This window comes from Mesorhizobium sp. WSM4887 (genome assembly GCF_029625865.1).
GTDB lineage: Bacteria > Pseudomonadota > Alphaproteobacteria > Rhizobiales > Rhizobiaceae > Mesorhizobium.
The window spans coordinates 310424-333709 of the sequence record NZ_JARTVP010000002.1; the positions used below are offsets into that span (position 1 = coordinate 310424).

A 23286-nucleotide genomic window follows, 5' to 3' on the forward strand; every position below is an offset into this window, starting at 1 on the left:
GGTCAGCTCCTACCGTTCTCGTCGAGCAGCGTGCCGTCCGGCGCCCATATGTGCCGACCGTTCGGATGCTTGGCCGCGCGCTGCTCGTCGGTGCGCGTGTCGATGCCGACGATCGCGATCTTGGCGACGTCGGAATGATCCTTGATCTCGGCGACCGTGACCGAGGTCTCGCGGCCGCGCATCGGCACCATCACCCGGGTGCCGACAGCCACATCGAATGCGCCGGCGAAATAGTCATAGGTCTTGTCGCTCTCGCCGAACTTCACGGCGACGATCTTCTGGTCGGTCATGCTGCCCTCTTGTCTGGAACCCGCTCCATGCCGGCTGGCAGGGTGGCGTCCTTGTTGCGAGCGATGCGACCAGCGATCTTCTCGACCGCCTCCCGCACCTCCGGCTCGTCTTTCAGGGCCATGACCAGCGCGTCGTAATCAGTGATGTTGGCGACCCAATAGGTGTGCAGGGATACCTTGGCTCCGGTCCTGCCGGCGAAGACCGGCCGGGCTTGGGCCTCCCGTGCGGCGTCCGCTGCGCGCTGGGCCAGCTTCTTTGCCTCGGCCTCGGCTTCGAGCCGCCGGGCCTCCTGCTCGCTCTCGTGTGCGAATGAAGACGCGAGGCCGGGTGCGGTGTCGGCTTCGCGCCGGGCCTTCTCCTCCTCGGCCGCGCGCGCGGCGTCGGCCGCCCGCTGTTCAGCCGCCTCGGCGTCGCGACGAATGCGATCGGCGTCCTCGCGGGCCTTGCGTTGGCGCTCCTGCTCCATTCGGTCGAGTTCTTTCAGCCACGCCTCACCATGCTTTTTGAGCTTCTTGGCGAGATCCTTGGCGTCGGTGCGCAGATCGCGCCATTTGTCGTCGACGGCGTTGCCGCCATCGAGCCAAGGACGCTTCTCGACGTTGAATTGTTCGTCCGCCTTGGTGGCGATCCCGGCGAGCCGCTTTGCCCAGACGCCCGCCTGATCGGCCTGCTCCTGGGTGCTGATCGGCTTTTTCAGGAAGCCCTCGACCGTCTCCTTCTCGGCGGCCAGTTCAAGGGTCAGGTCTTTGTGCAGATCGCCGGTCTTGGCCGGGAGGTTGTGTTCCCTCGAAACCGACGGAGGCTCATCTGGCCAAGGCTCGCCGGCCAGCACCGAATGATAGAGCGCTTCGGTGATCGGGTTGCGGCAAGCATAGTTCCAGACCCTATCGGCCTCCGCTTCCTTGCCGCCCTGCAGGCAGATGACATTGCCCGATGCGTCACGCCAGATGGCAACAGGAACCAGGGGCGCATCCTTGAATGGACGGTTCCTGAAAAATCCTGACTCCGGGCTGTCGGCAGAAGGGGCGAGCAGGAGCAGCTGATCGTGGGTCAGCTCGCGATATCCGCCCGCCAGTTTCAAAGCCTGACGCCACCATGCATATTGGTCCGCCGTCATCCGTCTGTTTCCTTTTGTGTTACACGTGAAACCATTTTGGCAACACAATGGGCGCGACGAAGCGGTCGCGGGGCGCAGTGCTGCTTAGATTGGGAGAACCCGGCCGGGCTGGTGCGGGCGAATGGTGCGGGGGGTCACACCGGCCCGGCCGGGAACACGCAGATACTCAACACATGACCGCGAGGCATGATGGTAAAATACAACCAGGGGCAACTGGGCCATCGGTCTAGCGATCCTTCTGCGTGAGTAGGATCGTAACCGACTTGGTACGTTTTGCAAGTAGTGTACCCGAAATGGTTACATCTCAGGCAAAAAAAATGCAGATCAGAGTGTGGAAATCCTCAGCCGGGCGCGCCCGATGACCTTCAAGTCCTTCGGCTGGACGGTTTCGTTGACCGCCGCGGGGTTGTCGCTGTGGACCTGGACGGCGCCTGCCGTCGTGGGCGAAAGGTAACGCCACTGCACCGCGCCGGCGATCTCTAGGGCGAAGATGCCGGGTCGATTGGGGATGTTGTCGTCCAGATCGATCACAAGCGCATCCCCTTTGGCAACAATGCCATTGGCCTGGTAGGCGTCGACCATCATGAACCGGAGGTTGTGGCCCGTTGAGTTCGGCAGCATGCGGGCCAGAAACTCAGGATCCAGCACGAGGCCTGGCGTTTGATTTTTGCCGCCGGCGATCTCGAACACCTGGTTGAATTTGCTGACGTCAATCGCCGCAAGCTCCGGAAACATAAGCTCTTCCGGCCTGACATTGAGGTGCGGCGCGATTCGCTCCGCCCATTTCAAGGTAAGCTTCCGGCCGTTTGGGCCATCCTCTTCCTCGAGGCGGCCCATCTGCGGCCTTGTGGTGCCAACGCGACGCGCCAGCTCAGCCTTGGTGAGCCCGGCTTTCTCCCGGAAGTGCTTAATTCCATTCGCCATATCAGTGCGGTAGCTCAAAACGCTTTCCTGCGAAACTGTGCCAGATTGGTTACAAACCTTGACGTGTAACCAAATTGGTGACAAAACCCGCCCATGGAAAACCTGCATCAACTGACGAAATGGCGTGAAGAACTCAATCTAAGCGCCGCCGACGTGGGCCGGATGATCGACTGTACGCGGCTGACAGTCGATCGGTACGAGGCCGGCCGGATGCCCAGGCAACCATATCTCGACCGCATCGTCGTTATGACCGACGGTGAGGTGAACGCAAACCATTGGTTGGGCAGGGAGGCGGCAGATGTCGTTGCACGGCGCCCGGCTTCGGCTTGACCCGAGATACGATCAACACGGTTCCTCGTTCCGTCCGAAGTTGGTCGGTGCGTTCAACAACTTCCCAAGCCGCAACTCCAAGCGGTTTCCAGCAATCATCGTCGTGGCCCATCGGCATTCCCCTTGCGGTCGTGGCGATGATGGCGGGGAAATTGTTGGATGTGTCCGACAAGGCATCCGAGAATCCCGATGGGTCGTCGTTCCTTCTCCTGTTTTTTGTGAGGAATCGATGCAGGACATTGCTGCAGAGCTACAACAGGTGGTGTTCAAAGCCGCCGGAACTATCAAACCAGGCATGGGCATCAAAGCTCAGATCAACGCTGCGTGTGACGCGCTCGGCTACCCGCGCGGCCACTGGCGGGTGAGGGATGCTTGGTATGGCACCGCTTCCAACTGGAACGGCAAAGCCATCTTCGACCTCCTCGGCCGCTACAACCGTTTGTGCCAGAAGGCAGGCTCCAATGTGGAGCCGGTTAACGAACCTGTAGCCGTCATCGCGAAAGCTTCGAACAGAGGCTGACTTTGACGGAGGTGTGATTTCCTCCGCCAATTACTTCCGCCTTAGGTCCGCACGCAATGTTTCAAGTTGAAACATTCCCAGGAGGTTTAATAAAAATGAAGCAGACTGACGGCGGGCAGACGGTAAACGGTGAAGTAAAGACAGTTATGGCTGGGTTTTGCCAAACAGCAAGAAGCATTGGATCGGCTGCCGCCGAGCGAAGTGCAACTGTGCATCTCGTGGCAGCAGCGGCATATCTGGGAGAAACCGTCGGTCCTTCCATGACTAAACAGATCCTGTCGGCGGTATTGGCCTCGATAGGATAAGCAATGAACTACCAGATTGAACGGCAATACCATTTGTAGCTTGTAGGATTGCCGCTCCTCGCAGTTGAGAGAGCGACATGACGATAATTCGTAGGCATTGCCCGAGACCGATCCGCGAGGATCCGGGCTTCGTGTATGTGATGACGGCTGAGCACGGCGGGGTAAAGATCGGGATGTCGACCGATCCCACCCGCCGCTGCAAGGTCGTCAATCGCAACAAGGCCATCAAAGCGGTGGTGGTGTTCCAGCGGCATTTCGCAGACCATCAGGACGCTGAGCGGCTCACCCACATTGCCCTGGCCAAATGGCGCCTGTCTGGCGAGTGGTATAGTTGCCCGGTCGAAACCGCGGTCGCGGCAGTTGAGGCACTGCCAGCATGAGCCATGCCGCCACAAATTGGGCCATAACCCAGCGCGGGCTCAAACCTGCCACGCGCATCGTCCTCTGGCATCTCTGCGACCGCCACAACCCCGACCTTGGCTGCTTCCCGTCCCAAGACAAGCTCGCCTATGACTGCGAGATGTCGCGCTCTGCGCTCAATGAGCATCTCAAAATCCTGGAGCTGACCGGCCTAATTCGCCGGGAGCAGCATATCAACCCCCGCACCAAACAGCAGGAGAACACGCGCTATCGGTTCGCGTTCGAGGCCGATTTCGTCACGGCACAAGATGTGGTGGAGCCGAGTCCGGAATCTGGACACGGGGCCGAGTCCGGAAAAGAGGGCGAGCCGTGTCCGGAAAATGCCTATAGCCGAGTCCGGAATCCGGACTCTAACCCTGTAAGGGAACCAGTAAGAGAACCTCCAGGGCGCGCTGACGCGCCGGGCGGAGGGGATTTCGATATGCTGTGGTCCTCATGGCCAGAGAAGATGCGACCGGACAGCCGGGAAGCGGCTGCGAAGACGTTCGCAAGCCTTGAAGCTGACGGCAAGGCGCTGGCGATTGCGACGGCGGAGACCTATCGAACGACCATGATCCTTCGGAAGGAAAAGCCCCTGATGATCCCCTTCCTGAAAAAGCAGCTCTTCCTCGAGTTCCATGGCGCGCCACCCATCGACAAGGATGGGGATTTCGTGATCACGCCCGAGCGGCCCGAGTGGGGCGCATGGCTGGGCTCGATCCGCCGCCACTATGGTGAGCCGGGCGTCCAAAGCACGATTAAGTGTTGTCGCATCCTACGCAAAACGCGGTGGCCGAGCGATCTTTCGCTTGCCCAAAGTGTAACCAAAATGGCAACATCTGGAACCGCAACGGCTACTGCTTCGGCGGATCGGGCATGATGAAGATGAAGCGCCTTTTTCTCGATACGCCCGCCGAGCTGGAGAAGCGGATCGACCGCTTCATCGAGCACATGCGGCATGCCGAGGACATCTTCTTCACCAAGAACAAGCGGGGCCTGCCCACGCCGCGCGACCTGCTCTGGATACTGTTTGCCGACGCCGTCGACACGGCCCGAAACATGCCCGACGTCGAACGCCGCATGGTCTCCAAGGTCGGATCGGCTATGCCCTCGTCGCGAGAGACCGAGCATCAGGCCTATGTGCGTGAGCTGTCGCGCATGGCCGACGGGATGCCACAGTACGACAGCACCGAAGTTCGCATCGTGGTTCACCAGTCGGCCGCCGATCGCATGGTCGACATCATGGACCTTCTCCGCTTCGTGCGGGCAGGGCGGCAAGGGCAGGACGCGCAGCGCTACAAGCGGACTTTCCTGGCGCCTGCCGGCGGCCACGGCGTCGAGTTCTGCACGCGCGTCTGGGACCGGCATCGCGTCGAGGTCATGTCGAGGCAGGCGCTGCACGACGTCAAGAGCCGGGTCCTCGGCCAGATCCTGGTCGGCATCGAGAAGGAGTTCGGCCTGGTTCGCACCAGCCGTAGTTTCCGGCGCAAGACCGTCCGGGAAATCGACCAGCTTCGAAGGGAACGCAAGCGCGAGGAGAAACGTCGCCGGCGTGAGGAGCAGGAAAACAATGCCGGTTGACATCGCGATGCCGCGCAACCTGGTCGATCGGCGCAAGAACGCCGGCCATGCCGCGGTCTGCGCCGTCGGCTTCGAGGCTGACCCGGGTGTCTTCCGGCTCGCGACGGCCGAGAACATCGAAGCGCATCTCCCCCAGCTCCAGCCCGGGCGGTGGGAGAGGCTGCATTTCGCACATGTCGTCTGGACGCCGGGGCTCGCGGTGGCGCGCACCATCGTGCTGGGTGCCGAGCGGACGCTCGCCAACTGCCATCTCGGCCAGCATTGGTACCGGGCAAGTCTCGACGTGCTTCACGGCCTGATCCTGGCCGAGGCCGCATCCCTTCGGTCCCCTATCTGGTCGCAGTCCGAGATGATGCACATGCTCAAAGGTCAAGCCATTCGCGCGGCCGACCGCTTCGCGGCGGGGATCGTCTGATGTTCCCGACAGCCGACCAGATTGCCCTTGCCATCGTAATGGCCTGCCGGCCGCACCGAGAGGATCCGTTTGCGGTGTGCTCCGGCGAACTCGGCATGCGGGCGCGCCATGTCGCAATGGAAGCCTTGATCATCGCCTTTCCTGACGCCCGTCGAGTTGGGCTCGGCAAATGTCTCGCCTATGGCACTCCGCGCTCGGCGCAGGGCCAGGTGATCGGCGCCAAGAAAGGCAAGTGGTGGAGCGACGACCATGTCGACGAGATCGTCGGCGCCCTCGTCGCCGAGCAATACGGCGAGCAAGCGCAATGATCGCCCGCCTTTCCCGTTTCATCCGCCGTCTTCGCGACCGCGCAATCCCGCGCGTGTCGTGTCGCGGCATCTACCTGAGGATCAACTGATATGGACACTCTACAAACCGCTGGCACCGAGCCGCTGGATGTCGACGAGGACTTCGCTGAGGCCGTCTCCCAGGAACTCGCCCGAGATACCTCCCAGCCGAAACCTACGGTTCGCAACATGATCGTCACCACCGGCATGTCCCTGAAACGGCACATCGACCGGCTGCGCACCAAGGAGACCGAACTCGAGGCGACCAAGGCCGCCGCGACGGTTGAGTACGAGCGCGTCATCGCGCAGGCGAAGCTGGTGCGCGACAATTGCTACCAGGAGACCGACGCCGATCTCCACCAGATCAGGACGACACTCGAGGTGCTCGACCCGGCCCGCGCCAAGCTGTCTGAAATGGCATAGGCCATGAACGCGGTTGTCCCCTTCGACGAATCCGGACTCGCTCAGGCGATCGAGCGAGCTCGGGTGCTGTTCGACGACGGCGACGTCGCGTCGGCGCGCATGCTGGCGTCGGGTGCCTATGACCAGGCGAAGGCCGCCGGCAGCTATGCTGCTCGCTTCCAATGCCGGCGAGCACCTGATCTTCAAGGCGCGCAAGCTCCAGGGCGACGCCCTGCTGATCGAGGCCCGCGCCAAGATCACGATCGCCACCGAGTGGACTGCCGCCCAGGAAAGAGGGGAGGCGTCGAAAGGCGGCAGACCGAAAACCGTTCCAGACGGGAACGGTTTCACGGCAGCCGAAGCCGGGCTCACCCGAAAGGAAATCCACGACGCCCGCAAGCTGGCGGATGCCGAGCGTCGAGATCCTGGCATCGTAGAGCGGGTGATCGCCGGGCGGGTCGCGGAAGGACTCGAGCCCAGCCGGGCGAACCTGCGCGTGGCGATCGGCACCGACACGGCAAGCGCGGACGAGCGCGGCAACAATCTCTACGAGACGTGCCCGGAAGCGATGCACGCGCTCCTGGCGCTGGAGACCTTCGGCCCTCGCATCAAGGAACCGGCATGCGGTCGAGGCGCGATCTCGCGCATGCTGGAGGCGGCCGGCTATGACGTCGTGCTTTCCGATCTCATTGACTATGGCACCGCCGATCGCCACGGCGTCCTGCAGGAGGTCCGGGACTTCCTCACCAGCGAGGCAGGCGACGATTGCGACGATATCGCCACCAACCCGCCCTACGGCGGCGTGCTCAATGCTTTCGTTGCGCATGCGCTGCGCGTGCACCGGCCGCCGAAGATGGCGTTGCTGCTCAACCTCAATTTCCTCTGCGGCTTCGACGATCCGGACCGCAACTACGCCATGGACGACTGCAAGCCGGCGCGCATCCATGTCTTCACGCGGCGCCTGCCGATGATGCATCGCGACGGCTGGGACGGCAACGAAGCCTCGAGCCGCATGAACTTGGCCTGGTTCGTCTGGGAACAGAACCTGGTCGGCGACTATGCCGGTCCGACGGTCATCAACCGCGTCGACTGGAAAGACTATCTGCCGAGCGAGACCGTATGATGCCTGCCTATCGAAGCTCGGCCGAAGCCGAGATCCGAGATGCCGCTGTGGCTCGCCTGCGCCAGCGCCGCCCCAATGCCAGGATCATCCATGAGATCAACGTTAGCTCGAATGGCCCGAACCGCATCGATGTGCTCGCCGTCGACCGTGCCGAGATCATCGCGTGCGAGGTGAAGTCGGCCAAGGACAAGCTCGATCGCCTGCCGGCACAGCTCACATCGAGTGTTCGGCGCGGCCCATCACGTCATCGCGGCGATCCATGAAAAATTCCTGGTCGAGCAGGAGACAAACCAGTGGGCGGCTCACGAAGAGCGCGACGGAAAATTCTACATGCGCAAGGTGCCTGAGGGGATCAGCCACAAATGCGAAATCTGGGTGTATCCGGAGCGCCGGCGCGCCTTGCCCACCGCCAACCACGATCATCTCGAAAAGTGGGCGTTGCCTCACCCTGTCTTCGAGCGCCCTCTGCCTGCGAGCGCAATCGATCTTCTCTGGCGTGACGAGCTGCAACAGCTTTGCTCGTCGTTGCGCGTCTCGGCGACGCGCCAATCTGTCATGACCGACATGATCGCGGCCTTGCGGTGGCACTGCACCGGAAAGGAGCTGACGCGCGGCATCTGCCGACTCCTTCGAGCTCGCCAGTGCAAGGAAGCCGATCCCGAAATCATCGAAAGGTCTGCCGCATGAACCACTTCGCGGGCTTCACCACGCCGGTCCTGGGTGGTCATCACGCCATGCTGCGCTTTGCCGAGGATGGGCGCGCCGAGCCGGTGCTTGGCCCCGGCGGCGAGCCGAAGATTTTCCCGACCGAGCTGGAGGCCTCGAAGGCGGTCACGGAGAGCCTGCTGCGCTACTTCAATGGTCATATGAGGCGCGACGGAGAAACGATCACCAGCGCCCGCGACGCGGCCGAACGCATCTTTCGAAAGGGCCGGATGATTCCGGTGGAGCACCGCTGATGTCAGGATTTCGCGAGGGCTGGGCTCTCAAGTCGCCAACGGCGGTCACCACGCACTACTTTCGCCGGCGCGGTCTCGGACTCGCCGTCTCTCTCTGCGGCTCCCAGGATGCGCCCGCCGGATGGCTCATGGAAAATTCGGGCGCCGGGCAATGCGAACGCTGCGCCACGGTGCGGGCGAAGGAACTCGCCAGATTGGACGCTGCACCACCAGAGGCGGCCGAGGACGAGCGTGGCGGCCATCGGGCGTGTGATGGGAAGGCCGGCGACTGACGCGCGCTCGCGGGGCCTCTACACTCGACAAGAAAATGGGGCAGCGGAGACCAATCCGCTGCCCCTCCCTACCACAGCCGCCGGCGGTGCCAGCGGTGCGGATTCCTACACCAGCATCGAGCGCGCATGTGCCTGGCGCAGCTGCGACTCCATCGAACGGATGGAGCGGGACGCCGCCGCAAGCGTGTCGGCCCATTTGTCGGCCTTGGTGGGGTCGACCGACTTCAAGGCGATGCACTCGCCATCCTTAAAACCACCGGCGATCGCGGCGATGATGCGCTCGACCGTCTTCTCCATCCTGCTCATGGCAGCGATATCGTCCTTCGAGGGCTCCGGCCTGTTCTCGTCGTCGAACATGCCGCCCTGCTCGATCCGGTCGCGGACCGCCTGCGCCGCGGCCTTGATGCTCGACCAGTCTTTCAACTTGCCGCTGGAGAACAGCCTCACGATGCTGATCTGATCGGCCGTGGGGAGGTCGACCAGATCGTTCGCGTGGCCGAGCGGGAACGCGCCACTGTCGACCAGCTTCTGGATCGTCTCGTCGAGATTCAGCAGCGCCGTGCGGGCCTTGATGCGCGTCGGCTGGACGCCGATATCCTTCGCCAGCTGCTCGACTGTCCAGCCGCGGTCGATCATCGCCTGAAACGCGCGCGCTTCCTCCAGCGGCTTGATGTCGGCACGGGCGAGGTTTTCCACGATCGCCTGCAGCGCCATCTCATTGTCGTCGATCTTCACGACCTCGCAGAGAATGTCGGCCGCCTCGATCAGCTGGTGAGCGCGCCAGCGGCGCTCGCCACCGACGATCTCATAGACCGCCCGGCGGCTTGGCGAGGCCGAGGGCTCGACGTTGATGTCGGACGCTTGTAGCGCTTCGTCTGAGCTGTTCGCCGATCCAGTCGTCGTGCCGCCGCCATTGATCTCCGAGGAATTTGATTTCCTCCGGCGACCACCGGCACCGATGCCCGTTGTTGAGGAAGTCGTTGACTCTAACTCCGACTTGATCTGCCGCGCTTCGTTTGACGTGGAAGTAGGGAAGGCAACAATCGATGACGTGCTTGACCTCTCTCGCCGCCGCGACGGTCCAGAACCACTGCTCCCAGGTTTTCCCGTGAAAGACTCGGTGTGATGGAGCGACGGTGCCGACGCACCATGCGTCTCGCAACCATCGGCAGATCGTTGCGCCGTCGTTTGTGACTGACTGGCTGACGACGACACGGAACCGGTTGCCTTTGACGCTGATCGTTCCCTCTCCGTCGATGAAGCCGGCCGTGTAGGCGACGACTTCGATTGGAGGTCGAGCAAAGTGTTCCATTCTGCGATGTTCTCCGATGTGATTTCTTCGATTCGACCGTCGGTCAGGAAAACCGGGCGAACCGTGATGGCCTGGATAAGGCCGCGCTCGCGGATCGATTCAGCCAGCTCGCGAATCTTCACCGGGTCGAAATGCTTGCGCGGCTGGTCGGGATTCGGGATAACAAGGTTGAGGGGGATGCGCTTCTTCATGGTCGGGCTCCGTGGTAGGGAATTTGCTAGCAACATCAATAACTTAGCATGTAACCGATATGGTTACAAGTGGTTACCAAGAAAAGTTCCGATCAGCGGGCCCCCCGCTTGCGCGCGCGACCGCCAGAAACGAAGCCGTGCAAAATGGTAATCCTGCCTCGGCGTCTGATGATCAGGGAAGCGGATGGCTGGTATCAAAGTTTCCGACAACAGCGGTCAAGGGAGCGGCAGCGGTGCATCACTCAAGGTCCGCAGGTAGGCAATGAGGTCCGCCCGCTTGTTTCCCTCCTTCAAACCCGGGAAAGACATGTCCGTACCGGGCAACGTGAGCGAGGGATTCGAGATGAAGAGATTGAGCTCCTCAAAGGTCCATTTGCCGCCAGCGTCTTTCAGAGCCGCCGAATACTGGACATCGCTTTGGGATCCTTTCTCGCGCCCGACGATGCCCCACAGATTGACCTTTTTGGGCACCTTGACGCCCGGCGAAAGATGACAGGCGACGCAGGTGCTGTCGTATATCTCTTTGCCCGATTGAGCGTTTGCTGATGCAAGGAGTGCGGAAATCGGCGCGATGGCCGGTCTTGCGGCGCCATGATCGCGCAAGTACGCCGCGACGTCCTCGTGGCCTCCGACCTTGGCCAGATGTATCGGCGGACTTCCATTCGACGTCAGGGCGTTGACGTCTGCTCCGGCGCCGACAAGGTGGATAACGCACTCAAGGCAGCCATTTTCGGCAGCAACATGCAGCGGCGTCTGCGCTTTCGCCACCCGATTTGGATCGGCCCCGTTGTCTAGCAGCAGCTTGACGATGGCAGCATGCCCACCCTTATTGGCGGCGTAGAGTGGCGTTCTTTGCCAACTGACAGGCAGGTTGACGTCTGCCCCACGCTTGATCAGCAGCGCTGCCAACTCGACATTTCCACGTTCGGAGGCGATGTAGAGCGCCGTAACACCGTCGATTTCGTTGACATCTGCGCCTTTGTCCAAGGCGGAGGTCACGGCCGCGACGTCGCCATCCTTGACCAAATCCCCCAAGCTGCTCGCTTGCGCGGGCAGGGCCAGGAGAGCGCACGAAACCCACAGCGTCCACATGCGTCCCGGCTTGATCATTGCACCCCTCTAGGCTGCTCGTATCTCACCCTGCAATTTAACCGAACGCAGAGAGTTAGTACACGCTAATATATGAAGAGGGGACGACGATCGGCTGGACGGTGGTGGTGTGTCGATGTTCATGCCAGCCACCCTCAGTCCATGTTGCAGCGAACGAGCGCGGTCGCGTAGTCGATGCCGGTCTCTTCGGCATAGATCGCGGCCTGATCGCCGGGACGACTGGTGGCGGCCGCCGTCGCCGACGGCTCGGCTTTGGCGATGGCTTCGGCCACCATCGCATTGCTATTCAGGCTTGGGTCTCGGATGACGCAGAGTTTGAGCGCCGCCAGGATGTCCGGCCGCGCCCGTTCGCGCGGGATCGCGGCGCGCAAACTGGCCAGGATGTCACCGACGCCCTTCTGCAGCGGATCACTCTCGAAGCCGGAAATGAACGACTCGGCCTGAGTCAGAGCGTCGACGGTCTCGCTGGCGTGATCGAACGGGAGCCTTTCGACGAGCTCGTCGCGGAGCGTGGCGGCGGACTCGAGCGTGAGTGTTTCACACGCCCGCGACCCGCCCTTCGGGCCGTAGAACGAAAGCACGACTTCGCCCTTGCCTCGCGCGGCGCTGTTCAGCGATTCCATCGTGCCCTTGGCGGCGATGCTGATGTAAATCGTCTCCATCACATTTCCCCTTCGAGCTTGTCGGCCAAGGGCGAAATGACCTCGTCCCAGATCGCGTTGCAGATTTCGTTGTCGGCATGGTCGGACACGACATCGTAGCCCGAATTGCCATAGATCAGCTGGAACCAGCCGAGCTTGTCGCCGGTGGGACTTCGCAGATGGATGCCATCCTCGTCGGTCGAAAACAGCGCCAGCATGATTGCCGCCTTGTCGTCGGAACGCCTCACCACCCAGTCCTCGCTGTCGTAGACGGAAATCAGGTAGCCCCGGTCGAGGCAGGCCTTCACCAGGGCGCGGGCGATGCGGCGTTCGGCGCGGATGCGGTTCGCGGTGTCGTGCGACCGGCGCGCCAGCGCCTTCTCGATCGCTTCGTCGAAGCCGGTCTTCGGCTCGCCCATCTCGGCATCCTCGGCCAGCCGGGCGGAAAGCGCCTGGTTGCCCGAGGCGGCGAGAGCATTGCAGATCGCCAGCATCTCGGCCGGCGTCACGTTGATGGTCATTGTCTTTCTCCGTGGTAGGGGTGGATCTCGAGGAAGGCGCGGGGATCAACCCCACGCCAGTCCCCAGCGTTTGGCGCACACCGGCCCGTAGCCGACGTCGATGGAGCGGTGGTCGGTCAGCTCGGTCGCGCAGAAACAGCAGTTGCCGGTGCGCTTGCCGTGCGCCGCGCCGGCCTTCGAGGGGTTCTCGGCCAGAGCGGCGAGAGCGGCCACCAGGCCGTCAGGACCGGGCGACCGGCGCGAGCGGGTGAACTCTCCCTTGCGGTCGATGCGGCCGTACCAGTCGCGGCTCTCGAAGGGTCCCGGCGACGATACGTTGATCTGGCCGGCGTGAGCGGAGCGCTCACCCGCGAGAGCGAGGACGACGGTCTCGCCGTTGACGTCGAAGCGGATCTTCGGATGCTTGAGCTTGTTGGCGATGGCCGTGTCGAACAGCGCGATCAGGCCATCCATCGAGCCGACCTTGGCCTTCGGCGCCGCGGGCTCGCCGGCTTGTGCGCGCTGGGTCAAGGTCGCCACCCAGGGCCATTGCCTTTCCGAGAGACTCGAGCGGCTGTCATACTGGTGCAGGAGGGATGCCGCGAACTCCGCGTCGCGGCCGTGCAGCTTGGGAGCTGACTGGCGCAGGGCTTCGATTTCGAGGTTCATATCTGGTCTCCGTGGTAGGGATTTCCCAGATCGGTGCGGCTCCGGCGGTTATGCTAGGCCTGGCCCGTCCCCGGTTCGATTTCACTCGGCCGGTCAGTTTGACGAGAAGTCACCAATCGCCGGCCCGTTGCTGAAAGGGGAGTTCCGGCGAAGGCTGCAGCGGTGAAAGGAAACGGCTTTCTGCTGCACCGATCTGAATTTCTAAGTTACTTCAATAACTTAGCTTGTAACCAAATCGGTTACAAGTGGGTGCAGGCAAAAAAGAACAATAATTTCAATGACTTCGGTGGCGGTCAGTTCACCGGCTTGAACCGGGATTCCAGGACGGCGCCGGAAATCGAGCGCTGGTCGTCGCCGCATTGCACGAGTGCCTGGTCGACGTGTTCCGGACTGACGCCGATCACCTTCCAGACGCGGCCCTGCTGGTCGGGCGCTTCGGCGCCGAGGTAGGGCGCGACCTGGAGGGGCTGCGGTGGCTGACGCAGGCGGTATTGCGCCGGCAGCTTGGGATGGTGCCAACCGCAGCCCTCGGCCTCCAGGCCATGTTCGAACACTTCGAGCCGGAGCTTTTCTTTCAGCCAGACCGAGATGTAGGCGCGATGGCAATACTGGTTGTCGGTCGGGGCCTCGTAGCAGAGCAGGGCGACGTCCCTGCCGCCCGAGAGGTCTTCCATCTTGGCGACGATCCGGCCAGGATGGAGCCTGTCGAGGCCTTCGAAGTAGAGCTGCTTATACTCCCGTTCGCTGGCGGTCTTGAACCATTCGCCTGGGGCGAGTTCGGGCATTTTGCGGTAGCCCGCCGGATATCCTCGCGGCGTGCCCCTCGACACCCCGATCTTCTGGATTTCGGGCGGCAGCTTGGTGAACCAGGAGCTGGTGAAAATGCGCATCTTCGTCTCTTTCGGCGGTAGGGCTTTGGACAGGTCCAAATGTAAATCCGGTGAACTTCTCAAGCAACCAAAATGACACTGTGTGTTACCATTTTGGTACGTTGCCTCACCCGTACATCTGCATTAGGTATGGGTTCTCTCCAGCGCCTTCGGGCGCTGTCCTGTGGTAGGGATGGAGAGGAGGGCCGATCAGGGGCAACCCGGTCGGCCTTTGATATTTCCGGCGTGGCTGCGGCGCCTCGAAGCGCACTTCGGGATAATTGACCCACGCCGTCACCGTCTCGAAACTGATGGCGCGCGGCAAGCTCTTGACGTCGTCGAGCAGCGTTCGTCCTGCCAGGATCCCATTGCCCGCGAACTCGGCGCCCGAGCGGAAAAACTGGAACGTCCTTCGCCATGGTCCGGTTGAGAGCCAGAGGTCCAGGCCCGGCGCCAACTCCACGCGGTCGAGGCTGTCGCTCTCAAGAAGTTCGCAGAAGAGCTGGTGCCCCAGAGGGCGCGGCGTCTGGAAGTCGATGGCGCGCCGGAGTGTGGAATCGATCAGGATGAAGCGCATTGCAGTTCTCGTGCCTCGAGGCGTTGGTTGATGGTGGGGAGCGTCTCGCTGGCGAACAATTCGAGCCACCACTTGATCAGCTCGGCCTGGTAGCGGTCGTCGACCGCACGATGGCGGGGCTCGCGTAGCTGTCGCTCGATCCAGTCAAGCCGGTCGCGAAGCTCCGGCCGGTAGAGCAGATTGCGGAATGCATCTGCGAGCCGCATGTCCAGGGCGTAATCCCCGGTGCAGCCGAGGGGCGACCAGTCGCTATGCCAGGACGACCACATGTCGAGGGCCTGGATGATGGTGGGGAGCCGGCGCCGCCGCTCCTCCTCGTCTTCTGGTAACGGGCGAAACATTTTGGACTCCGCGGTAAGGATTTTGTATTCTACTGTGTAACCAATTTGGTTACAATATGGGCAACCTAAAAGTGATTTCGGCGGCCGTCCTTGCAGACCTTGACGGTGACGGTGGTCACGTAGGTTCCGACCTCGGCGAAAGGGTCCTGCGGCAGATCGCAGAACTGGCCGTTCAGCTTCTCGATCAGGGCGCGGAAGGCCATGGCCTTGCGCGTCTCGCGGAACTCGGCGCCGGCCGACATGATGGCGGCGAGGCACCCGCCGTCTTCCAGGAAGTGGAGCGCATGGACGACGTGATCGATATCGCGCTCAAAGTCGCGATCTGACTGATCGAGAAGCTGGTGCCCGCTGTTCCCTCTTACGTTCTACCCATGTCTTGGGGCTGACAGCGTCATTGCGGCCAGAAGATGCCGCCCAACTCTGACAATCGGTGGCAGCCCACGCGAGACGGTGGCGGGATTTGCTACTGGTATGGCGCCGGCCGCTAATGCGCCGGGCACTTTTTTGGATTAGGACTCACTTCATCGAATAAGGAAGGTCAAAGTAAAATGGTGAAACCACAAACAAAAATCGCACTTGTTACTGGCGCGTCTTCCGGCATGGGCAAGGAAATCGCTATCCGGCTGATTAAGGACGGGCTCAAGGTCTATGTCGCTGCCCGTAATGTCGACAGGATGGGCGATCTTGCCAAACTTGGCGCGATTCCGCTTCGTATGGATATCTCGGTCGATAGCGATATCCAGGCCGCCGTCGACACCATCATCGCACAGTCGGGCGGCGTCGATGTCCTGGTCAACAACGCAGGCTTTGGCCTCTACGGACCGGTTGAAGACGTCGGGATCGACGAGGCTCGCTACCAGTTCGAGGTCAACGTTTTCGGGCCGGCACGGCTCACGCAGCTTCTGCTGCCAGCGATGCGCCAGAAGGGTGCCGGCACCATCGTCAACATCACGTCCATGGGGGGCAAGATCTACACGCTGCTTGGCGCCTGGTACCACGCCACCAAGCACGCGCTTGAGGGCTGGTCGGACAGTCTGAGGCTCGAACTCAAGCCCTTCGGGATCAATGTCGTCGTCGTCGAGCCCGGCCTGATCGAGACCGCCTTCGGCGATGTCGTCGCCGATGGCCTTGTCAAGCGCTCCGCCAGGAGTGCCTATGCCAAGGTCTCCGAGATCGTCGCCCGGACAACAAGGCAGACCTACGGGCACGGTCGTGGAACCAATCCGAGCGTCGTCGCCGATGTCGTTTCTAGGGCGATCGGGTTGCATAGGCCGAAGACGCGGTACGTCGTCGGCAAATACGCCAAGCCCATGGTTTTCATCCGGAAGTGGTTCGGCGACCGCATGTTCGATCGGATTATCATGAGCCAGATGCGATAGGACACGACACAAGCCGCGCTTACTGAGGCCCTACACGATTTGAACAAAGGAGAACGGGTGATGAGTGCAACTCCCGCCGACAGATGTAAAGTCCCGCAGGCGTTCTGGCGAGCGATCGAGGCTTTGGGGCTTCGGCCGGCAGCGATCCTGAGGCAGGCCCGCCTGCCTGCCACTTTGCACCTCAACCCCCAAGGCCTGGTCACGACTGAACAGTACTTCGCGATCTTCGAGGCGTTGGAAGTTCTTTCATCGGATAGCGGCCTCGGGATCAAGCTGGTGAAGAGCGCCGATACCGCGGTCCATCCGCCATCGACTTTGGCGGCGTTTCACGCGCGAGACTACCGTGACGGATTGTCGAGGGTGGCCAGGTTTAAAAGGCTTTGCACACCAGAGCAGCTCCACTTTTCCGAGGAAAACGGTGAGGTATCCATCAGCAGCGAGTGGCTTTATGCGACTAAGCCAGAACCGGCGATTGCTGTAGACATCACCTTCGCGTTTCTGGTCGAGCTCGGCCGGCGAGGGACGGGGCAGAACCTATCACCCGTGCGCCTCGAGCTGAGGCGGCCCAATCCGGGCAGCGACGCACATGCAGCCTACTTCGGCTGTCCGATCCGCTATGGCGCGCCTGGTGACATCCTCATTCTGAAGGCCCCTGATCTTGATCGTCCGTTTCCGGGCCACAATCCGGAACTGTTGGAGATCCTCACACCGGCACTCGCGTCAGCTCTCGGTGAACTTCAGGCGCTCACCTCAATCCGGGATCAAGTGAAGCTGGTCCTGAAAAGGAACTTGGCCAGCGGACGGCCGGAATTGTCCGGAATTGCCACCGATATGGGTCTCAGCGAGCGCACCTTGCAGCGCCGTATCACCGAGGAGGGGACGACGTTTCGGGAACTCCTCATGGAGGCGCGGCAAGAACTGGGCCATCAGCTTCTCGCCGATCTCTCCGCCGACATCGACGAAGTGGCCTGCCTGTTGGGCTACCAGGATACCAGTTCTTTCTACCGCGCTTTCCGCGACTGGGAAGGCGTCACACCCAACCAGTGGCGCGAACTCAATAGCGGTGGGATGCCAGAGAGGCAAGGCTCCTTGCATTAGCGAGGATCTGGCCGCTGGTGAGAGCAACCGGAACAGAGACTTAACAACCGTTCGGGCACCGAACGCAGATGACATGGGTCGACGCTGTGACCGTCGCCCCAATGAACACTGGACTATTGCGACAAGAAGGGAACAGACAATGAGCAAGCAAACTGGCAAGGGCATAGGGCGGCTCCTATTGCGCATTGGTCTGGTCCTCACGTTTGGGGTCATCGCTGCGCTGGCGTTCGTCAAGTTCGAATATGGCAGGGGCACGCTTTACTCCGATATCGGTTCGGCAAATCCGGGTGGTCTCGGCAAGCTCGAGAAGCTGGTTAGCCTTGAATACCCTCCCGGCAATGTGGCGGTCGCGCCAAACGGGCATGTTTATTTCAACTACCATCCGATCGCCCGTGCGGGGCGGTTTTCCGACGCGACCGTCTTTGAACTGGCCGACGGAAAAATCACGCCATTCCCCTCCATGGCGGCCCAGAAGGATTTTCAGGGCACGTTTGGCATGACCGTCGATAAGCAGAACCGCCTTTGGCTGATCGAGCCGGCAAGCTTTGATTTCCAGCATACTCGCCTGTGGGCCTTCGATCTGGCGACGCGGCAGCGCCTTGCGTATTTTGAGTTCCCTGGCAAGGAGGCGCAGTTCGCCCAGGATCTGCGTGTGACCGACGATGGCAAATATGTCCTCCTGGCCGATACTGGCATAATGCGGTTCACCGGGCCGAAACTCATCGTTTTCTCTGTACAGGATCAAACATTCCGCACCGCTCTGGGAGCCCATCCGTGCACCTCGCCCGAGGACTGGTTGATGCAGACCCCGTTTGGCGTGTACCGCATGGCCGGAGGCCTCGTGAACGTCGCAGTCGGCCTTGACGGAATAGAGATCAGCCCGGATCAAAAATGGGTCTATCTCGCCGGAATGACCAATTCGCATCTTTGCCGGGTTCCGCTTTCCGACGTGCTCGACGCCAACATCGGTCCTTCCGAAGTTGCCAAGAAGGTGGAAGTCTTAGGGGCGAAACCTATGAGCGACGGCATAACCATCGACAAATCAGGCGAGGTTATTCTCACCGATGTTGAGCATGGCGGCCTCATGGCGTTCGACCCGCAGAGCAAGAGCGTTACTACGTTGGTACGCTTACATGATGTGATATGGGCGGACGGCGTGGCCACGGGTCCGGACGGTTCGCTGTATTTCACCGACAGCGCGCTCTCCGCCTATATCGGGCAACTGGCGGGACCGCCGGACAAGGCTCTCCTTGCGGCCCACCAACCGTATTTCCTCTACCGGGTCAAGCACTAAGGTTTCCGGCTTCATGGTAGGCGGCCACGGCTGCGTCGCGATAGGCGACGATCTGCTCAACCGTGTTGCGGAGGATCAGCGCGTTCATGGCTTCGCCTCGACCGGCTTGGCGCTCACGGCGCCGTGCATCTTCTGGAAGGTGAAGACGTCCTTGCGCTCGATCACGATCTCGTAGCGCTTGCTGCCGTCGGGCAGCGTGAACTCGTATTCAACTGGCTTGGTCACTGGTCTGGTCTCCGTGGTAGGTATTGGTGGGCGACGGGACCTCTCCCGCCGCCCTATCGAAGGGATTTTCTGCCTCTATTGGTGCATCGCGCCTCCTGTCCCGTTGCATGAAACTCGGCCTCTTCCTCCTCGGCCGCGAACTGGTCGGCCCGCTGCTCCCTGCAGGAAGGGCAGCGGCAGCTTTCGCTGTCGTCGAAGGGGAAAGGGGTCAGGCAGTCGTCGCAGTAGGGCATGGTCGGCTCGTCTCTGTGGTAGGGAAAAGTGTGACCACAACAGGTTAGCGTGTAACCAAATTGGTTACAATGCGGCCACGGACAAAAGATCGTGTTCGCCCAGTGCAGTTGTCGGAGGTTAGAGGTGTCGACAGGTGCGCCGTACTGCGCTTAGCGCAATAGAAGCCACGACCAGTAATGCCCTCGATCGCCATCCGCCCGAGAACTAAGGATCGATCAATCGGGCTCGGCTTTTGATGCGGCGATGGATAAGATCGACCATGCGCCCAAGCTCATCAATGAGCAGATAAAGGAACTGGCGCGGCGCAAGCGGGACGAGGGGAAGGACTAACCTCAATGAAATGCGCCGCCGAACCGTCCGTTGCATTGCTGATCTTCGCTCTGGTCGGATGCGGCGCAGTGGATGGCGTACAATCGTGAGATGCGTCGAGACGCCGACGGCGCGCGAGCTTCATGCGGGCTAACAACTGCCCCTGAATCTTTAAGCAATGATAAAATCGACTCTGATCTAGCCCGATGCGTAAATGCATGTAAGCAGCTTGGGTTTGTTGTCGAGAGCGCTTTCCCTCCCGCTCTGATCAACAAACAGGTTGATGCGTCTGGTGATAGCTCGCCCGCAGAGTGTCCAATCTATAAAAACTAGGAGCGCCCTGCTGTCCGGGACGTGCTTGTACCGTATACATGCGTGAGCCCTAGCCCCGATTCCCCTCAAGGCTGGGGCTCGTCCATTCGGAATAGCGCGAGGGCTAGATAAATCCCCTAAGCACCGGCGATGATGACGACCGCACCAACCGCCGTTCCAATCTTCTCCGGCAATCCGTCTGCCGGGGAGTTCATCTTACATCTCTATCAGAGCGTAGGCCGCGCCAAAGATGGCTGTCATTATCACGAGGAAAAATGTCCATCCTTTCAAAGCGTGGCGCACGTCTTCGGGCTTGGCGCCCTTCTGGTTGTCGTAATCTTCCATTTGTCCGATCCCAGTTCTTTCGATCTCGACTTGCTACGAAATTGGTTGCCTGGGGGCAACCCTGTCACAGTGTGCCGGCCTGTCGCGGATTCTTTTCTATCGCGTTCACGGCCTAGCATCAGGCGCGGATCTATCTTGTCCCTCAAAATGCGAAGGCGAGTTGGCCGGTCTTTTCGACGCGGCTGGGGATGCCGATCGGCGCGAGGCCCGGCAGCGCATGGATGAAACCGCCCGGCTGGTAGGCGGGATCGTTGCGGTGCTCCTCGCGGAGCCTGCTGTCGTCGGCGGGGTGACGCACGTTGCCCTGCCAATGGCTAAGTCCGAACGGAGGGTTGTGTAGCCTGGCCTTCGTCGCCGTCTTGCCGTGATGATCGATGAGCAGGTTCTGCTCCATCACGATCGTCAGCATCTCGTCGACGGTCATTGCCTCGTCGACAAACCAGCGCTCGCGGGAGAGCCCGGCGCCGGTGAAGGATCGAAAGCCGGTCTCGCTGAAAAATGGCCGGTCGAGGTCGATCACCCGGCCGTCCAGCCCGACCCCTCCGAAGAGACCCGGGTAGCGCACGTCGGTCCGGCAGCCGTGGATGGTCAGCATGAACCGACCGGGCTGGCCGTGCATCGGGATTTCGCCGTCGGGCGCGGCCAGTTGCTTGCCGAGCCAGGACGACGCCGAGTTCCAGCAGTTGAAGCGGGAGCGGCAGCGCGGCGGCCAGGAACGGCCGGAACCGTCCCCGCGCTCCTCCTGGCCGCCGTATTCCTCAATCCGGTAGAGCGTCTCGACACATGCCTCGATCACTAGCTCGTAGGGAAGGCGGCCGGGCTTGTCGCAGGCCATCATCGCGGCGTGGTAGTGGTGGAGGGCTTCCCGAGCGATTCCGACCAGATATTCGTCGGACCCGTCGCGCAGCATGGCGACATTCTCGGCGATCTCCTGACCGCGTTTCTCGGCCTCGATCTGCCAAGCGTGCTTCTTGGCTGGTGCTTTCGCCTTGGCGGTCTTAGCCATTGCCGTACCTCGGAAGTTCTGCGAGCGACGAGAGGGGCGGCAACCCCATGCGCTCGCGAGATCGGTTGATGATGGGGAGAGGGTCGAAACCCTTGACGCCCGGACCTCGGTAGACCCATGGCGGGTTCTCCGGGTCGAGCCGGCCGACGTCGTAGCTGTGGAGCATGTCGGCGAAATATTCCGGCGTGCCCGGGTAGGGAGCGCTATTCCAGAGTGCCCGCAGGATTTTCCGGATGTTGTCGCCGTAGGCGAAAAGCCGGCTCCTTGCACGACGCCAGTTCGCGGCGCGGCGGTCGCGAGTATTCTGCTCCCAGATCACCGCTTGCTCGGCGCGCTGCGCCATAACGGTGTCGGCGTCTGGCTGCTCCTCTGCGATCATCTCGGAAAAGAGCGGCAGTTTCTCTCGCTCAAGGCGCTGCTTTCGGGCCAAGGCGAGCCGCTTTCGCCTCGTGTCCTCGAACGGGCCATATCGGCGTGTCCGGAAGTGGCGCATCAGAGCAACCTCCCCTCGGCCACCTGCCAGACGCCCTCGCCTAGCGGTTCGAACGGGCCGCGCTGTAGGGTCTGGCGGACCTTCGCCTTCCAGTTCGGATTGCGTTCGGACTTCGGATTCTCGGCCAAGGCGCGGTAGAGATCGTCGAGCCGCACGGCCGCGCCGGCGCGCTGCATCACCTTCAACACCTCGTCGACCCACGAGCCGACGGAGGCAAAGCCGAAGATCAGCGAGCGCAGGCGCAGCGGCACGAAAGCGCCGGGAATGCCGCTGGCCGCAAGGCGGTCAGCATCGTCGGCGCCATAGGCGCAGAACACCGACGGCGCGCCGGCATTGGCCTTTGCTCGAGTCCCTGCGGCATCGTGGAAATGCAGCCGCCCTTCCATGAACAGCAGCGCATCGGCCGCGCGCCAGACGCACTCGTGGAACACCTGCGTTTCGGTGCGGGCGAAGATCAGCGCGATTCCATGGGCGTGCTCGGCCATACGGCCCATCCAGCGGCCGATCACGTTGTTCGAGTATGGCGGGTTGAGCCACACGCGACGGTGCCAGGGCCGGGCTAGACCGTTGTCGGCGATGGTGTAGTGCTGGCGCGCCATGTCCCACGGCCGATCGAGCGGAGCACAGGGATCGAGGTCAAAACTCTCGGCGCCACCGAGCGCGGCCAGGATGGCCGGAGGGGTCAGCCAGACGTCGGTGCCCGCCGCCGCGGAGTGATGGCTACCGATGGGCATGGCGCGCCTCCTCGGTCAGCCTGCGCAGCACGTCGCCGACGCTGCTGATGGAATTCTCCAGCCGGGCCTCGTCGAGCTCGGCCAGATCGATCTTGGTTTCGTTCCCGTCTTCATCGATCATCGTGAAGACGCTTGCGGTGGAGTGCGGCTTGCGCAGGATATCCCACGCCCAGCGTGCGGCCGCTTCGGGATCGCCTTCGCCCTCGTAGTCGATCTCCCATGTGACTAGATAGCGGGCCATCAGCGCTGCTCCCGCTTGAGCATGTCGCGCGCCGCTCCGCGCGCCATGGGTCCGTCGCCGAAAGCGCCGTCTGCGATCTCTTGCAATTCAGCAGTGCGCGGGTCAGGTCCGTCGCAGGCGTCTTCCTCCTCTTCGTCCACGTCCTCGCGGGTGAGCTGGTCGAACGTCCACTCGTCGCCCTCCTCGTCGAGGAAGACGATCTTGCCGTTGCGCTTGGCGGTCTGGATATCGTTCCAGAAGATTTCGGTGCCGCCGGCGTATTCCGGCTCGCCCGTCTCCGGGTCGATGTCGCTGATGTGAGCGCGGCCGGTCAGCCGCTCCAATGTTCCGGTGATCGGGCTTCCGGTAGGTGATAGGTAGTTGGCCATGGTCTCTGGTCTCCGTGGTAGGGGGTTGTTGCCAAAATGGTTGCGAACGCCGCTTGACAAAAAGCCGGGGGGAG

At 61.9% G+C, this 23286-nt stretch carries 36 protein-coding genes; 17 read left to right on the top strand and 19 right to left on the bottom strand.

The window, feature by feature from the left end:
• Positions 1–2: 2 nt before the first annotated feature.
• From P9230_RS09780 to P9230_RS09790, 3 genes are all read right to left on the bottom strand, one after another.
• Positions 3–290: a hypothetical protein gene (locus P9230_RS09780; RefSeq protein ID WP_127847661.1), complete on the bottom strand. Its 288-nt coding sequence runs from the start codon at positions 288–290 to the stop codon at positions 3–5.
• On the bottom strand, positions 287–1408 hold the full coding sequence (locus tag P9230_RS09785) for a hypothetical protein (protein ID WP_278118664.1): 1122 nt from the start codon (positions 1406–1408) through the stop codon (positions 287–289). Before P9230_RS09785 ends, P9230_RS09780 begins: the two co-directional genes overlap by 4 nt.
• Positions 1409–1732: 324 nt before the next feature.
• Positions 1733–2350 carry a helix-turn-helix domain-containing protein gene (locus tag P9230_RS09790; RefSeq protein WP_164746620.1) on the bottom strand — a complete coding sequence of 206 codons (618 nt, stop codon included), beginning with the start codon at positions 2348–2350 and terminating at the stop codon, positions 1733–1735.
• Positions 2351–2425: 75 nt separating this feature from the next.
• Here P9230_RS09790 and P9230_RS09795 point away from each other — a divergent pair, with 75 nt between their 5' ends.
• The 14 genes from P9230_RS09795 to P9230_RS09860 all read left to right on the top strand — a co-directional run bounded on the left by P9230_RS09795 (position 2426) and on the right by P9230_RS09860 (position 8964).
• The gene (locus tag P9230_RS09795) at positions 2426–2662 is read left to right on the top strand and encodes a helix-turn-helix transcriptional regulator (protein ID WP_278118666.1); all 237 of its coding nucleotides are present in this window, start codon (positions 2426–2428) and stop codon (positions 2660–2662) included.
• Positions 2631–3182: a hypothetical protein gene (locus tag P9230_RS09800; RefSeq protein WP_127239295.1), complete on the top strand. Its 552-nt coding sequence runs from the start codon at positions 2631–2633 to the stop codon at positions 3180–3182. The genes P9230_RS09795 and P9230_RS09800 overlap by 32 nt, the downstream gene beginning before the upstream one ends.
• Positions 3183–3277: 95 nt before the next feature.
• Entirely contained in the window at positions 3278–3487 is a 210-nt protein-coding gene (locus P9230_RS09805; protein ID WP_127214630.1) for a hypothetical protein, read from the top strand.
• A 131-nt stretch (positions 3488–3618) separates the two neighbouring features.
• Entirely contained in the window at positions 3619–3867 is a 249-nt protein-coding gene (locus tag P9230_RS09810) for a GIY-YIG nuclease family protein (protein WP_164746621.1), read from the top strand.
• Positions 3864–4766, top strand: coding sequence for a helix-turn-helix domain-containing protein (locus P9230_RS09815; protein WP_278055525.1), 903 nt, complete (start codon positions 3864–3866; stop codon positions 4764–4766). The genes P9230_RS09810 and P9230_RS09815 overlap by 4 nt, the downstream gene beginning before the upstream one ends.
• Complete coding sequence (locus P9230_RS09820) at positions 4763–5467, top strand: hypothetical protein (RefSeq protein WP_278118669.1); 705 nt, start codon at positions 4763–4765, stop codon at positions 5465–5467. The genes P9230_RS09815 and P9230_RS09820 overlap by 4 nt, the downstream gene beginning before the upstream one ends.
• Positions 5457–5882 carry a hypothetical protein gene (locus tag P9230_RS09825; protein ID WP_127239299.1) on the top strand — a complete coding sequence of 142 codons (426 nt, stop codon included), beginning with the start codon at positions 5457–5459 and terminating at the stop codon, positions 5880–5882. Before P9230_RS09820 ends, P9230_RS09825 begins: the two co-directional genes overlap by 11 nt.
• Positions 5882–6190, top strand: a complete 309-nt coding sequence (locus P9230_RS09830; RefSeq protein ID WP_095825855.1) for a hypothetical protein — start codon at positions 5882–5884, stop codon at positions 6188–6190. The genes P9230_RS09825 and P9230_RS09830 overlap by 1 nt, the downstream gene beginning before the upstream one ends.
• A gap of 90 nt (positions 6191–6280) precedes the next feature.
• Complete coding sequence (locus P9230_RS09835; RefSeq protein ID WP_095825856.1) at positions 6281–6631, top strand: hypothetical protein; 351 nt, start codon at positions 6281–6283, stop codon at positions 6629–6631.
• A 118-nt stretch (positions 6632–6749) separates the two neighbouring features.
• The gene (locus P9230_RS09840; protein ID WP_278118672.1) at positions 6750–7733 is read left to right on the top strand and encodes an SAM-dependent methyltransferase; all 984 of its coding nucleotides are present in this window, start codon (positions 6750–6752) and stop codon (positions 7731–7733) included.
• Positions 7733–7996 (top strand): hypothetical protein, encoded by a 264-nt coding sequence (locus tag P9230_RS09845; protein ID WP_278118673.1) that lies wholly within the window; start codon positions 7733–7735, stop codon positions 7994–7996. Before P9230_RS09840 ends, P9230_RS09845 begins: the two co-directional genes overlap by 1 nt.
• Before the next feature lie 67 nt (positions 7997–8063).
• Positions 8064–8420 (top strand): hypothetical protein, encoded by a 357-nt coding sequence (locus tag P9230_RS09850; RefSeq protein ID WP_278118675.1) that lies wholly within the window; start codon positions 8064–8066, stop codon positions 8418–8420.
• Positions 8417–8692, top strand: a complete 276-nt coding sequence (locus P9230_RS09855) for a hypothetical protein (protein WP_127847668.1) — start codon at positions 8417–8419, stop codon at positions 8690–8692. Before P9230_RS09850 ends, P9230_RS09855 begins: the two co-directional genes overlap by 4 nt.
• A complete protein-coding gene (locus P9230_RS09860; RefSeq protein ID WP_278118677.1) occupies positions 8692–8964 on the top strand; it encodes a hypothetical protein in 273 nt (90 codons plus the stop codon). Before P9230_RS09855 ends, P9230_RS09860 begins: the two co-directional genes overlap by 1 nt.
• Positions 8965–9069: 105 nt before the next feature.
• Here P9230_RS09860 and P9230_RS09865 read toward each other — a convergent pair whose 3' ends face one another.
• The 9 genes from P9230_RS09865 to P9230_RS09905 all read right to left on the bottom strand — a co-directional run bounded on the left by P9230_RS09865 (position 9070) and on the right by P9230_RS09905 (position 15416).
• Positions 9070–10467: a ParB/RepB/Spo0J family partition protein gene (locus P9230_RS09865; protein WP_278118679.1), complete on the bottom strand. Its 1398-nt coding sequence runs from the start codon at positions 10465–10467 to the stop codon at positions 9070–9072.
• Positions 10468–10683: 216 nt separating this feature from the next.
• Entirely contained in the window at positions 10684–11577 is an 894-nt protein-coding gene (locus tag P9230_RS09870) for an ankyrin repeat domain-containing protein (RefSeq protein WP_066993683.1), read from the bottom strand.
• Between the two features lie 134 nt (positions 11578–11711).
• A complete protein-coding gene (locus P9230_RS09875; protein WP_278118682.1) occupies positions 11712–12239 on the bottom strand; it encodes a hypothetical protein in 528 nt (175 codons plus the stop codon).
• Positions 12239–12739, bottom strand: a complete 501-nt coding sequence (locus P9230_RS09880; protein ID WP_082980420.1) for a hypothetical protein — start codon at positions 12737–12739, stop codon at positions 12239–12241. Before P9230_RS09880 ends, P9230_RS09875 begins: the two co-directional genes overlap by 1 nt.
• Before the next feature lie 45 nt (positions 12740–12784).
• On the bottom strand, positions 12785–13387 hold the full coding sequence (locus P9230_RS09885; RefSeq protein WP_127403413.1) for a DUF6011 domain-containing protein: 603 nt from the start codon (positions 13385–13387) through the stop codon (positions 12785–12787).
• A 293-nt stretch (positions 13388–13680) separates the two neighbouring features.
• Positions 13681–14277, bottom strand: coding sequence for a hypothetical protein (locus P9230_RS09890; RefSeq protein WP_278118684.1), 597 nt, complete (start codon positions 14275–14277; stop codon positions 13681–13683).
• Between the two features lie 106 nt (positions 14278–14383).
• A complete protein-coding gene (locus P9230_RS09895) occupies positions 14384–14833 on the bottom strand; it encodes a hypothetical protein (protein ID WP_278052691.1) in 450 nt (149 codons plus the stop codon).
• On the bottom strand, positions 14818–15174 hold the full coding sequence (locus P9230_RS09900) for a hypothetical protein (RefSeq protein ID WP_127403411.1): 357 nt from the start codon (positions 15172–15174) through the stop codon (positions 14818–14820). Before P9230_RS09900 ends, P9230_RS09895 begins: the two co-directional genes overlap by 16 nt.
• 65 nt (positions 15175–15239) lie before the next feature.
• Complete coding sequence (locus tag P9230_RS09905) at positions 15240–15416, bottom strand: hypothetical protein (RefSeq protein WP_164757278.1); 177 nt, start codon at positions 15414–15416, stop codon at positions 15240–15242.
• 306 nt (positions 15417–15722) lie between these two features.
• Between P9230_RS09905 and P9230_RS09910 the strand changes: the two genes are divergently transcribed.
• From P9230_RS09910 to P9230_RS09920, 3 genes are all read left to right on the top strand, one after another.
• The gene (locus tag P9230_RS09910) at positions 15723–16553 is read left to right on the top strand and encodes an oxidoreductase (protein WP_127403410.1); all 831 of its coding nucleotides are present in this window, start codon (positions 15723–15725) and stop codon (positions 16551–16553) included.
• 60 nt (positions 16554–16613) lie between these two features.
• Positions 16614–17651: an AraC family transcriptional regulator gene (locus P9230_RS09915; RefSeq protein WP_127403409.1), complete on the top strand. Its 1038-nt coding sequence runs from the start codon at positions 16614–16616 to the stop codon at positions 17649–17651.
• Positions 17652–17790: 139 nt separating this feature from the next.
• Positions 17791–18945: an L-dopachrome tautomerase-related protein gene (locus P9230_RS09920; protein WP_164757277.1), complete on the top strand. Its 1155-nt coding sequence runs from the start codon at positions 17791–17793 to the stop codon at positions 18943–18945.
• Positions 18946–19029: 84 nt separating this feature from the next.
• On the opposite strand, the gene P9230_RS09925 is transcribed toward P9230_RS09920, so the two are convergent.
• The 7 genes from P9230_RS09925 to P9230_RS09955 all read right to left on the bottom strand — a co-directional run bounded on the left by P9230_RS09925 (position 19030) and on the right by P9230_RS09955 (position 23212).
• Positions 19030–19170 (bottom strand): hypothetical protein, encoded by a 141-nt coding sequence (locus tag P9230_RS09925; protein ID WP_164757276.1) that lies wholly within the window; start codon positions 19168–19170, stop codon positions 19030–19032.
• Between the two features lie 1071 nt (positions 19171–20241).
• Positions 20242–20370 carry a hypothetical protein gene (locus P9230_RS09930; RefSeq protein WP_259979827.1) on the bottom strand — a complete coding sequence of 43 codons (129 nt, stop codon included), beginning with the start codon at positions 20368–20370 and terminating at the stop codon, positions 20242–20244.
• 142 nt (positions 20371–20512) lie between these two features.
• Positions 20513–21376: a hypothetical protein gene (locus P9230_RS09935; protein WP_127403407.1), complete on the bottom strand. Its 864-nt coding sequence runs from the start codon at positions 21374–21376 to the stop codon at positions 20513–20515.
• Positions 21369–21869 (bottom strand): hypothetical protein, encoded by a 501-nt coding sequence (locus P9230_RS09940; protein ID WP_095783029.1) that lies wholly within the window; start codon positions 21867–21869, stop codon positions 21369–21371. The genes P9230_RS09935 and P9230_RS09940 overlap by 8 nt, the downstream gene beginning before the upstream one ends.
• On the bottom strand, positions 21869–22603 hold the full coding sequence (locus tag P9230_RS09945; RefSeq protein ID WP_278118686.1) for a DNA N-6-adenine-methyltransferase: 735 nt from the start codon (positions 22601–22603) through the stop codon (positions 21869–21871). Before P9230_RS09945 ends, P9230_RS09940 begins: the two co-directional genes overlap by 1 nt.
• Entirely contained in the window at positions 22590–22844 is a 255-nt protein-coding gene (locus P9230_RS09950; protein ID WP_127335454.1) for a hypothetical protein, read from the bottom strand. The genes P9230_RS09945 and P9230_RS09950 overlap by 14 nt, the downstream gene beginning before the upstream one ends.
• Positions 22844–23212 carry a hypothetical protein gene (locus P9230_RS09955; protein WP_127335453.1) on the bottom strand — a complete coding sequence of 123 codons (369 nt, stop codon included), beginning with the start codon at positions 23210–23212 and terminating at the stop codon, positions 22844–22846. Before P9230_RS09955 ends, P9230_RS09950 begins: the two co-directional genes overlap by 1 nt.
• Positions 23213–23286: the final 74 nt, after the last annotated feature.

Coding starts and splice junctions, on each gene's coding strand:
- P9230_RS09915 (WP_127403409.1), top strand. CDS start 16,614: ATGAGTGCAACTCCCGCCGACAGATGTAAAGTCCCGCAGGCGTTCTGG.
- P9230_RS09840 (WP_278118672.1), top strand. CDS start 6,750: ATGACCAGGCGAAGGCCGCCGGCAGCTATGCTGCTCGCTTCCAATGCC.
- P9230_RS09785 (WP_278118664.1), bottom strand. CDS start 1,408: ATGACGGCGGACCAATATGCATGGTGGCGTCAGGCTTTGAAACTGGCG.
- P9230_RS09890 (WP_278118684.1), bottom strand. CDS start 14,277: ATGCGCATTTTCACCAGCTCCTGGTTCACCAAGCTGCCGCCCGAAATC.
- P9230_RS09835 (WP_095825856.1), top strand. CDS start 6,281: ATGGACACTCTACAAACCGCTGGCACCGAGCCGCTGGATGTCGACGAG.
- P9230_RS09855 (WP_127847668.1), top strand. CDS start 8,417: ATGAACCACTTCGCGGGCTTCACCACGCCGGTCCTGGGTGGTCATCAC.
- P9230_RS09950 (WP_127335454.1), bottom strand. CDS start 22,844: ATGGCCCGCTATCTAGTCACATGGGAGATCGACTACGAGGGCGAAGGC.
- P9230_RS09800 (WP_127239295.1), top strand. CDS start 2,631: ATGTCGTTGCACGGCGCCCGGCTTCGGCTTGACCCGAGATACGATCAA.
- P9230_RS09860 (WP_278118677.1), top strand. CDS start 8,692: ATGTCAGGATTTCGCGAGGGCTGGGCTCTCAAGTCGCCAACGGCGGTC.
- P9230_RS09935 (WP_127403407.1), bottom strand. CDS start 21,376: ATGGCTAAGACCGCCAAGGCGAAAGCACCAGCCAAGAAGCACGCTTGG.
- P9230_RS09795 (WP_278118666.1), top strand. CDS start 2,426: ATGGAAAACCTGCATCAACTGACGAAATGGCGTGAAGAACTCAATCTA.
- P9230_RS09955 (WP_127335453.1), bottom strand. CDS start 23,212: ATGGCCAACTACCTATCACCTACCGGAAGCCCGATCACCGGAACATTG.
- P9230_RS09825 (WP_127239299.1), top strand. CDS start 5,457: ATGCCGGTTGACATCGCGATGCCGCGCAACCTGGTCGATCGGCGCAAG.
- P9230_RS09805 (WP_127214630.1), top strand. CDS start 3,278: ATGAAGCAGACTGACGGCGGGCAGACGGTAAACGGTGAAGTAAAGACA.
- P9230_RS09820 (WP_278118669.1), top strand. CDS start 4,763: ATGATGAAGATGAAGCGCCTTTTTCTCGATACGCCCGCCGAGCTGGAG.
- P9230_RS09945 (WP_278118686.1), bottom strand. CDS start 22,603: ATGCCCATCGGTAGCCATCACTCCGCGGCGGCGGGCACCGACGTCTGG.
- P9230_RS09905 (WP_164757278.1), bottom strand. CDS start 15,416: ATGTCGGCCGGCGCCGAGTTCCGCGAGACGCGCAAGGCCATGGCCTTC.
- P9230_RS09845 (WP_278118673.1), top strand. CDS start 7,733: ATGCCTGCCTATCGAAGCTCGGCCGAAGCCGAGATCCGAGATGCCGCT.
- P9230_RS09930 (WP_259979827.1), bottom strand. CDS start 20,370: ATGGAAGATTACGACAACCAGAAGGGCGCCAAGCCCGAAGACGTGCGC.
- P9230_RS09885 (WP_127403413.1), bottom strand. CDS start 13,387: ATGAACCTCGAAATCGAAGCCCTGCGCCAGTCAGCTCCCAAGCTGCAC.
- P9230_RS09940 (WP_095783029.1), bottom strand. CDS start 21,869: ATGCGCCACTTCCGGACACGCCGATATGGCCCGTTCGAGGACACGAGG.
- P9230_RS09910 (WP_127403410.1), top strand. CDS start 15,723: ATGGTGAAACCACAAACAAAAATCGCACTTGTTACTGGCGCGTCTTCC.
- P9230_RS09875 (WP_278118682.1), bottom strand. CDS start 12,239: ATGGAGACGATTTACATCAGCATCGCCGCCAAGGGCACGATGGAATCG.
- P9230_RS09870 (WP_066993683.1), bottom strand. CDS start 11,577: ATGATCAAGCCGGGACGCATGTGGACGCTGTGGGTTTCGTGCGCTCTC.
- P9230_RS09780 (WP_127847661.1), bottom strand. CDS start 290: ATGACCGACCAGAAGATCGTCGCCGTGAAGTTCGGCGAGAGCGACAAG.
- P9230_RS09900 (WP_127403411.1), bottom strand. CDS start 15,174: ATGTTTCGCCCGTTACCAGAAGACGAGGAGGAGCGGCGGCGCCGGCTC.
- P9230_RS09880 (WP_082980420.1), bottom strand. CDS start 12,739: ATGACCATCAACGTGACGCCGGCCGAGATGCTGGCGATCTGCAATGCT.
- P9230_RS09850 (WP_278118675.1), top strand. CDS start 8,064: ATGCGCAAGGTGCCTGAGGGGATCAGCCACAAATGCGAAATCTGGGTG.
- P9230_RS09865 (WP_278118679.1), bottom strand. CDS start 10,467: ATGAAGAAGCGCATCCCCCTCAACCTTGTTATCCCGAATCCCGACCAG.
- P9230_RS09815 (WP_278055525.1), top strand. CDS start 3,864: ATGAGCCATGCCGCCACAAATTGGGCCATAACCCAGCGCGGGCTCAAA.
- P9230_RS09920 (WP_164757277.1), top strand. CDS start 17,791: ATGAGCAAGCAAACTGGCAAGGGCATAGGGCGGCTCCTATTGCGCATT.
- P9230_RS09830 (WP_095825855.1), top strand. CDS start 5,882: ATGTTCCCGACAGCCGACCAGATTGCCCTTGCCATCGTAATGGCCTGC.
- P9230_RS09895 (WP_278052691.1), bottom strand. CDS start 14,833: ATGCGCTTCATCCTGATCGATTCCACACTCCGGCGCGCCATCGACTTC.